8 protein-coding genes are annotated in these 10558 nt (G+C 68.6%); 7 read left to right on the forward strand and 1 reads right to left on the reverse strand.

Annotated features, from left to right (window positions below; genetic code table 11):
* The coding region (locus tag VB739_RS15065; RefSeq protein WP_323357847.1) for an AAA family ATPase at positions 1–1128 on the reverse strand (1128 nt) is incomplete at its 3' end.
* 164 nt (positions 1129–1292) lie between these two features.
* Here VB739_RS15065 and VB739_RS15070 point away from each other — a divergent pair.
* The 7 genes from VB739_RS15070 to purL all read left to right on the forward strand — a co-directional run.
* A complete protein-coding gene (locus tag VB739_RS15070) occupies positions 1293–3185 on the forward strand; it encodes an AarF/ABC1/UbiB kinase family protein (protein WP_323357853.1) in 1893 nt (630 codons plus the stop codon).
* 19 nt (positions 3186–3204) lie between these two features.
* Positions 3205–3831 (forward strand): alpha/beta hydrolase, encoded by a 627-nt coding sequence (locus VB739_RS15075; RefSeq protein WP_323357848.1) that lies wholly within the window; start codon positions 3205–3207, stop codon positions 3829–3831.
* Between the two features lie 94 nt (positions 3832–3925).
* Positions 3926–4984 (forward strand): threonine synthase, encoded by a 1059-nt coding sequence (gene thrC, locus VB739_RS15080; RefSeq protein ID WP_216907283.1) that lies wholly within the window; start codon positions 3926–3928, stop codon positions 4982–4984.
* Positions 4985–5036: 52 nt separating this feature from the next.
* The gene (locus VB739_RS15085; protein ID WP_323357849.1) at positions 5037–6005 is read left to right on the forward strand and encodes a methyltransferase domain-containing protein; all 969 of its coding nucleotides are present in this window, start codon (positions 5037–5039) and stop codon (positions 6003–6005) included.
* Positions 6006–6403: 398 nt separating this feature from the next.
* The gene (dnaN, locus tag VB739_RS15090; RefSeq protein WP_323357850.1) at positions 6404–7576 is read left to right on the forward strand and encodes a DNA polymerase III subunit beta; all 1173 of its coding nucleotides are present in this window, start codon (positions 6404–6406) and stop codon (positions 7574–7576) included.
* A gap of 4 nt (positions 7577–7580) precedes the next feature.
* Positions 7581–8447 (forward strand): RNA methyltransferase, encoded by an 867-nt coding sequence (locus tag VB739_RS15095; RefSeq protein ID WP_323357851.1) that lies wholly within the window; start codon positions 7581–7583, stop codon positions 8445–8447.
* A gap of 28 nt (positions 8448–8475) precedes the next feature.
* On the forward strand, positions 8476–10558 hold a 2083-nt coding region (gene purL / locus VB739_RS15100), incomplete at its 3' end, for a phosphoribosylformylglycinamidine synthase subunit PurL (protein WP_323357852.1).

The following is a 10558-nucleotide window of genomic DNA, read 5'->3' on the forward strand; positions in this document are numbered from 1 at the left end:
GGCGCGGCTGAGCGCGGCATTGGCCCGATCGCGCTCCTGGCGGGCGGCGGCTTCAGCCACCTCCAGGCCCGCCAGGGCGGCCGCGGCATCCGCCTGGGCCAGCTGCTGGCGCAGGCTGTCGCGCCGGGCGATCAGGTCGGGCAGGGTCTGGCCGTGACGACGCTCCAGGGCCTTGAGCAGGGCCATCCGCTCCTGTAGCTGGGCCAGGCTCTCCGGGTCGCTCTCGAGCAGGGAGCCGTAGCGATCCAGATCCCGGGCCAGATCCTGCAGCCCGGCCAGGGCGTCGGCGCAGGCCCCGTGCAGGGCCACGACGCTGGCGTCGAGGGCGGCCATGGTCTGCAGCTCCTGGTCGCAGGCCGCCAGGTGGTCGAGCACCGACGGGGCCGCCTCGGCCCCCTCCACCAGCCGGCCGATCAGGGCCATCACCCCTTCCTGCAGTCGCACCGCGTGGGCCAGCCGGTCCTGCTCCCCCTGGAGCCGCTGGCGCTCAGCGGGATCCTCAAGCGCCGCGGCCTCCAGTTCCGCCAGCAGCTGCTCCTGGCGGTCCCGTTCCAGGGCGAAGCGCTCCCGATCGGTGCGGGCCTGCTCCAGGGCATCCGCCTCCCCTTTCCAGCGCTGCCAGGCGGAACGGGTGGCCTCGAGGGCCGGGGCCAGGCCCTCCCCGGCGAAGCGATCCAGCCAGCGGCGCTGCTGGCCGGGGCGGCCCAGCTGCTGGGTCTGGCCCTGGACGGTGAGATCGAGCAGCAGGGGCCGCAGCTCCAGCACCTGGCCGCGGCCCACCACCACGCCGTTGAGCCGGTGGCGGCTGGTGAGCCGGCCCTCCTGCAGGCGCCAGTCGCGGCTGAGCAGCAGCTCACCCTCCTCGGCGTCCAGCTCCTGGCGCTCCAGCCAGTCGCGCACCGGGGGAGAGAGGCTGAAGCTGGCCTCGATGCGGCCCCGCTCGGCGCCGCGCCGCAGCAGGCGAGCCCCCTGGCTGCCCTGGGCGCCGCCGAGCAGGGCATCGAGGGCATCCAGCAGGATCGACTTGCCGGCGCCGGTCTCGCCGGTGAGCACGGTGAACCCGGCCGAAAACAGCAGCTCCAGCCGCTCGATCAGGGCGATGTTCTCGAGGCGCAGACCCGTGAGCACCCAGGCCTCCGGCGAGCGATCGGTACGTGGCCCGACCGTAGCGGCTGTGACTTTCGTTTAGAAGGGGGTTTCGCCTGCCGGCGCCACGGCGGTGCCTCCCCGCCATGGTTTCCTCCCCCCCAGCCCCCGCCGCGACCCCCGAGCGCCTGACCGCCACCGTCGAGATGGGCATCGAGATGGGTGACTTCCTGGAGGCAGCCGGCCTGCTCAGTTACGACCCGGCCGCCATCACCCGCATCTACGCCGGCCACCCGATGCGCCTGGTGCGGCGGGTCTGGCAGACGCTCGTACCGATCGGCCTCTATCTGCTCGGGGTGGGCGTCGACAAGGTCACCGGCCAGCTGGCCAACCCCGGACGGGCGCGGCAACGGGCCCGGGAGTGCGCCGAACTGCTGGTGGCTCTCGGCCCCGCCTTCATCAAGGCCGGCCAGGCCCTCTCCACCCGTCCGGACATCGTTCCGCCGGTGCTGCTGGAGGAGCTGGCCCAGCTGCAGGACCAGCTGCCGGGCTTCGACAGTGCCCTGGCCATGGCCTGCATCGAGGAGGACCTGCAGGCGCCTGTGGACACGATCTTCGCGTCGCTGGAGAAGGAACCGATTTCCGCCGCCTCCCTCGGGCAGGTGCACCGGGGGGTGCTGATGAGCGGCGAACGGGTGGCGGTGAAGGTGCAGCGGCCGGGGTTGCGGGAGCAGATCACCCTCGACCTCTACATCGTCCGCAACATCGCCGCCTGGCTGAACCGGAATGTGGGGCTGATCAAGAGCGATCTGGTGGGGCTGATCGATGAACTCGGCAAGCGGGTCTTCGAGGAGATGGACTACATCAACGAGGCCAGCAACGCCGAAACCTTCGCCCGCCTGCACAGCCACAACCCCCGCATCGCCGTCCCCGCCATCTATCGCCAGGCCACCAGCCGCCGGGTGCTGACGATGGAATGGATCGACGGCGTCAAGCTCACCAATCTCGACGCGGTGCGCGCCCTGGGAGTTGACCCCGACCACATGGTGGAGGTGGGGGTGAACTGCAGCCTGCAGCAGCTGCTGGAACATGGCTTTTTCCACGCCGATCCCCACCCCGGCAACCTGCTGGCCCTTCCGGACGGGCGCCTCGCCTACCTGGATTTCGGCATGATGAGCGAGGTGTCGCGGGAGGCGCGCACCGGCCTGATCCAGGCGGTGGTGCACCTGGTGAACCGCAATTTCGGAGCGCTCTCGAAGGACTTCGTGCAGCTCGGTTTCCTGGGCGAGGCGGTGGATCTCGAACCGATCGTGCCGGCCTTCGAGACGGTCTTCGGTCAGGCCCTGGAGATGGGTGTCAGCCGCATGGATTTCAAGGCGGTCACCGACGACCTCTCCGGGGTGATGTACCGCTTCCCCTTCCAGGTTCCCCCCTACTACGCCCTGATCATCCGCTCGCTGGTGACCCTCGAAGGCATCGCCCTGAGTGTCGACCCGGACTTCAAGATCCTCGGTGCCGCCTACCCCTACTTCGCCCGCCGGCTGATGGAGGATCCCGACCCGGAGCTGCGCCGCAGCCTGCGGGAGATGCTCTACGACGGCGATGAATTCCGCTGGCAGCGGCTGGAGAGCCTGGTGGCCAGCGCCTCGCTCCAGGAGCAGCTCGACCTGGAGGGTCTGCTCGACCAGGTGCTCGATTTCCTCTTCTCCCCCACCGGCGGTCTGCTGCGCCAGCAGCTTGTCGATGCGCTGGTGCTGCAGATGGATGCCCTGGCCTGGAACACCACCCTGCGGCTCGGCCGACGGCTGCCGAGCCGCTTCCTGCCACCGGGGCTGCGGGCCCTGCCCCCCGCCCCGGCGTCAACACCGCTGCTGGATCTCGAACCGATCCAGGAGCTGCTGGCGATCCTGCGCGACCTGCCGGGCTTTGAGCCGTCTTTGTTGCTGAAGCGCCTGCCGCGGGTGCTGGGGGAGCCGGATCTGCGCCGCATGGGGCTGCAGGTGGCCAAGGGGCTGGCCGAGCGGGGCGTGGTGCACCTGCTGCGGGATGTGCTGGTGACACCGGCGGTGCGCCAGGCCGCCGGCGTCTCCGGCGCCTGAGATCCGTAGAGTCAGTCCAATGACAAGGGAGACATTTGTGAACAAGCGGCGAAGGCTTGTGGCCGCTGTCCTGGGCCTGGGGCTGTGCTGGTCGACTCCCGCGGCCTTCGCCACCGAGAACCTGGTGTTCACCAGCGGTGCGTTCCGCCGCTCGATTCCCGTGGCGGATCTGGAGCATCTGGCCACCACCGGCGAGGCCCGGGGCCTGCTGGCCGACGTGCTGCGCCTTGGCCGGCAGAACCCCAAGGACGTCAGCAAGCTGCTGAACGAATCGGTGCAGCTGCCGATCGTGCTGATGAGCCGTCTGCTCAACACCCGCATCGGTGAGGCGATCCTGGCCCGCCTGGCCCGGATCCTGTTCCCCCTGAGGGCCCCGGAGGCCGGCGTTCCCGCCCTGCGCGCCGCCATGGTGCTGGGAACCTACGAGGGCAAGGGGTCGCTCTCGGCCATCAGCTTCCTGCGGGCCTACCCGACCCGGGAGCTGGAGGTGAGCATTCCGGCCCTGATGGGCGTGATCTCCAAGGCCTCCTCGATCAGCGAGCTGGTGCGCTTCTTCTCCGAATCCCCCCTTGACGGCCTGCGGGGCAGCGACGCCCAGGCGGCCCCGGCACCTGCCACGCCGGCGCCGGCCGCCCCCGCTCCCTGACGCCCCAGACCGGAGACCTACATTGTCGTCAGCCACGCCGCTGTCCCCCGTGCCCCTGCTACGAGCCCTGCGACGCCTGGGCCGGCAGCCCACCATGCAGGACTGGCCAGGGCTGATCGAGGCCTACCGCTCCTGGTTGCCCGTCAGTGACGCCACGCCGGTGGTGACCCTTAGGGAGGGGGCCACCCCCCTGATTCCGGCGCCGGTGATCGCCGAACGGGTCGGCCGGGGCGTGAAGGTGTTCCTCAAGTACGACGGCCTCAACCCCACCGGCTCGTTCAAGGACCGGGGCATGACGATGGCCATCAGCAAGGCGAAGGAGGCGGGCTCGGAGGCGGTGATCTGCGCCAGCACCGGCAACACCTCGGCGGCGGCGGCGGCCTATGCGCGCCGGGGCGGCATGCGGGCCTTCGTGTTGATCCCCGATGGCTACGTGGCCCAGGGCAAGCTGGCCCAGGCCCTGCTGTACGGCGCCGAAGTACTGGCGGTGCAGGGCAACTTCGACCGGGCCCTGGCGATCGTGCGGGACGTGGCCGACCGCTACCCGGTGACCCTGGTGAACTCGCTCAACCCCTACCGGCTGCAGGGGCAGAAGACGGCCGCCTTCGAGGTGATCGATGCCCTCGGCGAGGCCCCCGACTGGCTGTGCATCCCCGTGGGCAACGCCGGCAACATCAGCGCCTACTGGATGGGCTTCAAGGAGTACCGCCAGGCGGGCCACAGCACGGTGCTGCCGCGAATGATGGGCTTCCAGGCCGCCGGTGCGGCGCCGATGGTGCTGGGACACACCGTGGAGCAGCCGGACACCATCGCCACGGCGATCCGCATCGGCAATCCGGTGAACAAAGAGAACGCCCTCAACGTACGCAAGGAGAGCAACGGCGATTTCATGGCGGTCACCGACGCCGAGATCATCGACGCCTACAAGCTGCTGGGCCAGGGAGAGGGCATCTTCTGTGAGCCCGCCAGCGCCGCCTCGGTGGCGGGCCTGCTGAAGCGAAGGGAGGAGGTGCCGGCCGGCGCCACGGTGGTGTGCGTCCTCACCGGCAACGGCCTCAAGGACCCGACGACGGCGATCGAGAACAACGACGCCACCTTCCACACGGGCATCGCCCCCGAAACCGAGACCGTGGCCAAGGTGATGGGCTTCTGAGTCGACATCATGGACGCACTCACAACCACCTCTACCGCAACGAGAATGACGGATGCTTGAGAAAGTCTGTCGTAATTGCGGTTCCTCGCATGTCACTGTTATCAAAAGTGGTTGTGATCTAGACCCCTTCTTTTCCTATCGCGTCTACGGCTTACAGACGAAGGCTCGCGTCACGAGCACGCGCCTGAGGGCTGGAAAGAAGATGAGGATCCTCGATCGTCTGCTGTTTGGATTTCTCTCCTTTGTAGCAAAGCATTGCATAGATGCTGAAGTTTCAGCTTGGAATACAACCGATTCCATGATCTGCGAATCATGTGAGTTTTTTTCAGTCTTTCACCAGCTGACTGATTCTCAACTGGCAACCATGTATCACGACTACAGGTTGGAAACTTACCAGCAAGATTGGGAAAGATTCCATCCCGGTTACATCAAATCCGTTGGTCAGTTTATTGGCGGCCCCGATGAGGCTGCCTGTCGCCTTAGATCTCTCAATCCATATCTGGTTCAGTCTCTTCAGGACCACTCACTACAGTTAGATTCGTTTGCATCGATTCTAGATTGGGGGGGTTCCGACGGCATGATATTGCCCGATGTCTTCCTCAATGCAAAGCGTTATGTTTACGATATTTCCAGTTGGGATGCCGTTGACGGCGTCACCAAGCTCAATTCCATGGATGAAGCTGTAAAATTTGACTATATTCAGATCATGCACGTTCTTGAGCATGTCTACGACCCACTTCAATTCCTCGAAGCTCCTTTAGCCCATCTAAACCAAGGCGGCGTCCTTTATTTAGAAGTTCCGATTGAGTTCAATGGTACAGATTTGATTGAGAAAGTAATCAGCAACCAACGGCGTCTCAAAGCCCACGAACACATCAATCTCTACACGCCGCGCTCCCTTGAGGCTCTGGTCCTTCAAAAAAACCTGCAAGTGCTGGATCTCAGGGTCGAGACCATTGATTTTCATTGGTGCCAAGGCCCCTGCCTGCGACTGCTGGCCACCCAGAAGCCGGCCCACTGAATTCGCCGGCGCGCCCCACCGATCGCTGCCTGCCGCTGGAGCAACCGTCTGGGGAAATCCTGGGAGTTTCTCCCCATCCGAGCTGGAGAGTCCGGGGAGGGGAACTCCCCTTGGACAGTGGACGTCGTCCCCAAGCCCGGGATTCTGGGGAAAACACCTCATAACGGTTCACTTGTTGGGCCCATTCCCCAGTCCTGCGCCAGGCAAACGCCAGTGAGGCCAGGGGAAGACAGCCCGTTTACCCGTTTTCCCCCGCCCCTACGACGACGGGCTGTTTGTCTTCTCTTCCAACCTTGATTGATCCTTTGAACAGTCGGGAGACCACCCGTTGCGCTTTGCCGCGCCCTGTGAAACCGTGGTGCCTCGAGAACGCCGTTCTGCCGTCGCCGGCACCCGCCATGAAGCTGGTCTGCTCCCAGGCTGAACTCAACGCCAGCCTCCAGCTGGTCAGCCGGGCGGTGGCGACGCGGCCCACCCATCCGGTGCTGGCCAACGTGTTGCTCACCGCTGATGCGGGCACCGGCCGCCTCAGCCTCACGGGCTTCGATCTCAGCCTCGGCATCCAGACGAGCCTGCCCGCCGCCGTTGAGACCAGCGGGGCCATCACCCTGCCGGCGAAGATGTTCGGCGAGATCGTGGCCCGGCTCGCCACCGACAGCCCCATCAGCCTCAGCTGCCCGGAAGGCGAGGAGCAGCTGGAGCTCACCAACCTCTCGGGCAGCTACCGGATGCGGGGGATGCCCGCCGACGACTACCCGGACCTCCCTTTGGCCCAGAGCGGCACCCCGATCCGCTTCCACGCCGAAGCCCTGGTGAAGGGGCTGCGGGCCACCCTGTTCGCTAGCAGCCCGGATGAGAACAAGCAACTGCTGACCGGCGTGCACCTGCGCCTCGATGGCGAAGGCCTGGAGTGCGCCGCCACCGATGGCCACCGGCTGGCTGTGCAGCGCCTCTCCCATGCGGTGGAGGCCGCCGCCAGCCCCGAGGCGGAGGCCTCCACCGCCGATGGCGCGGATTTCGCCGTCACGGTGCCGGCCCGCTCGCTGCGGGAGCTGGAGCGGATCCTCTCGGGCCGCGGCTCCCAGGAGCCCCTCAGCCTGTTCTGCGAACGGGGCCAGGTGGTGGTGCTCTCCGCCGACCAGGTGCTCACCAGTCGCAGCCTCGATGGCACCTACCCCAACTACCGCCAGCTGATTCCCCCGTCGTTCCAGCGCCGCCTGGTGCTCGACCGCCGCGCCTTCATCGCCGCCCTGGAGCGGGTGGCGGTGCTGGCCGACCAGCACAACAACGTGGTCAAGATCAGCGCCGACCCCGCCGCCGGCACGGCCACGATCCGGGCCGACGCCCAGGACGTGGGCAGCGGTTCGGAGTCTCTGGCGGCCACGATCGAGGGGGAGGCGATCGAGATCGCCTTCAACGTCCGCTACCTGCTCGATGGCCTCAAGGCCATGGGCTCCGACCAGGTGGTGCTGCAGTGCAATGCCGCCACCACCCCGGCCGTGCTGGCGCCGGTGGGGGCCGACGAGGCCTTCACCTACCTGGTGATGCCGGTCCAGATCCGCACCAGCTGAGCGCGTGAGTCTTCCCGAGCAGCTGCTGCTGAGCGATCTGCTGCTGCGGCAGGTGCGTTGCGATCAGGGCCTTGAGCGTGGCTCGGGCGTTCTGGCCTGGATGCATCCGCCGGTGCACCGGCTGTTGGGCTGGGCCAGCCGGCCATCGGCCTTCGCCCAGCGGCGACTCGTCTGGCGGCTCGACCAGCTGCGGGGGCTGGGGGAGCAGGAGGTGTTCGTCAAGGGAGAGCCCGCGGAGACGGACGCGGCCACCCTGGAGCGGCTGCCCACCCTGATCGATGCCGCCCTCACCGGTGCCGATGACGTGCCCCTGGGATTGGTGGCTGATGCCGCCGTTGATCTGCGCAGCGGCCGTATCCTGCACTACCTGGTGGCCCGCAGCGACCCGCGGCTGCCCGGCAGTAGCCGCTGGCGCCTGAGCCCCGATCGGATCGTTGACCAACAGCCCGGCCGGGTGTTCACCGCCCTGCGGGGCCTTGATGACCTGCCGGTGGCCCGGGCCAGCGTGCGCCAGCAGCTGCTGCGCCGCTCGCGCCGCTGGAAGGAGCAGGTGCAGGAGGTGGGAGGCCGCGTTGAGGAGCGGCTGGAGGGCTGGCTGGAGGAGCCCCCCTGGCCGGAGGCCTTCCGCGAGGAGATCCCCTGGCCTCAACGCGAGCGGGACCCTGAGCCCGACCCCCGCGACCGCTACGACCGCGACCCCTATCCGGACGAGCGCTACGCCAACGACCGCGCCGAGCCCGACCCGCTTGAGGATTGGCCCGAGGAGGAGGAACCGGAGCCGACACCGGAGCCGCCGCCGCAAGAGCCGGCGCCCCGCCGCGACCGCTACCGGGGTCGGGAGCCCCACCACGCCGACGACCCCTGGATCTGATACTGGAGGGCCGTTGCCGCGCCCCCCGGTGGTTCCTGCCTCGACCCCGTCCTTTTCGGTGCCCGAGGCCCTGCGCAAGGAGGGCCTGAGCCAGGGCGATTACGACGAGATCGTGCGTCGCCTCGGTCGGCCCCCCAACCGGGCCGAGCTGGGCATGTTCGGGGTGATGTGGTCGGAGCACTGCTGCTATCGCAACTCCCGCCCCCTGCTGGGCCAGTTCCCCACCAGCGGGCCCCGCATCCTGGTGGGACCCGGCGAGAACGCTGGGGTGGTGGACCTGGGCGAGGGGCAGCGGCTGGCCTTCAAGATCGAGAGCCACAACCACCCATCAGCGGTGGAGCCCTTCCAGGGGGCGGCCACCGGGGTGGGGGGCATCCTGCGGGACATCTTCACCATGGGGGCGCGCCCGATCGCCCTGCTCAACGCCCTGCGCTTCGGGCCGCTGGAGGACGAGCGCAACGTGGGCCTGATGGAGGGGGTGGTGGCCGGCATCGCCCACTACGGCAACTGTGTCGGCGTGCCGACGGTGGGGGGGGAGGTGGCCTTCGACCCCAGCTACGGCGGCAACCCACTGGTGAATGCGATGGCCCTGGGCCTGATGGAGACCGAGGACATCGTCTGCTCCGGGGCGGTGGGTGTGGGTAATCCGGTGGTCTACGTCGGCAGCACCACCGGCCGCGACGGCATGGGCGGCGCCAGCTTCGCGTCCGCCGAGCTCACCGAGGCCTCCCTCGACGACCGGCCCGCCGTGCAGGTGGGCGATCCGTTCCTGGAGAAGGGGCTGATCGAGGCCTGCCTGGAGGCGTTCCAGAGCGGTGATGTGGTGGCGGCCCAGGACATGGGCGCCGCCGGCCTGACCTGCAGCTGTTCGGAGATGGCCGCCAAGGGGGGCCTGGGCATCGAGCTCGACCTCGACCGGGTACCCGCGCGGGAGAGCGGCATGAGCGCCTACGAGTTCCTGCTGAGCGAATCCCAGGAGCGGATGCTGTTCGTGGTGGCGGCCGGCCGGGAGGAGCCCCTGATGGCCCGCTTCCGCCGCTGGGGGCTGCAGGCGGCGGTGGTGGGCCGGGTGCTGCAGGAGAACGTGGTGCGGGTGCTGCAGCACGGTGCGGTGGCGGCCGAGGTGCCCGCCAGTGCCCTGGCGGACGACACGCCGATCAACCACCACGAGCTGCTGGCCGAACCCCCGGCCGAGATCCAGGCCCACTGGGGCTGGAGCGAAGCCGAGCTGCCGCCGGCCTCGGAGGCTGGCGGCCTGTCCCTGGCCGATGGACCGCTGGGCTGGGGGGCGGCGCTGCTGCGCCTGCTGGATGACCCCACCATCGCCAGCAAACGATGGGTGTACCGCCAGTACGACCACCAGGTGCAGGCCAACACCGTGGTGCTGCCCGGTGGCGCCGATGCGGCGGTGATCCGGCTGCGGCCCCAGCAAGGAGAAGGGGCAATGCAGGCGGCGACCCGTGGTGTGGCGGCGACGGTGGACTGCCCCAACCGCTGGGTGGCCCTGGATCCGGAACGGGGCGCCATGGCGGCGGTGGCGGAGGCGGCCCGCAATCTCTCCTGCACCGGCGCCGAGCCCCTGGCCGTCACCGACAACCTCAACTTCCCTTCGCCCGACACCGCCACCGGCTACTGGCAGCTGGCGATGGCCTGCCGGGGCCTGTCGGCGGCCTGCAGCGCCCTGGCCACGCCGGTGACCGGTGGCAACGTCTCGCTGTACAACGAGACCCGCCTGCCGGACGGCCGCATGCAGCCGATCCACCCCACCCCGGTGGTGGGCATGGTGGGTCTGGTGCACGACCTGAGCCATGTCACGGGGCTGGCCTGGCGCCAGGCCGGCGATGCCATCTGGCTGCTGGGGGTGCCGCTCCAGGAGAGCGGCGACGGGCGCCTGGGGCTGGGGGGCAGCAGCTACCTGGAGGTGGTGCACGGCCGGCTCACGGGTCGCCCGCCGCTGACGGACCTGGCGCTGGAGCTGCGGGTGCAGGCCTTCCTGCGCCAGTCCATTGCCGCGGGTCTGGTGCGCTCCGCCCACGACCTTTCCGATGGCGGTCTGGCGGTGGCGGCGGCGGAGGCCTGCATCGCCTCCGGCCTGGGCGCTCGCCTGGAGC

Source organism: Cyanobium gracile UHCC 0281, assembly GCF_034931305.1.
Lineage (GTDB): Bacteria > Cyanobacteriota > Cyanobacteriia > PCC-6307 > Cyanobiaceae > Cyanobium > Cyanobium gracile_A.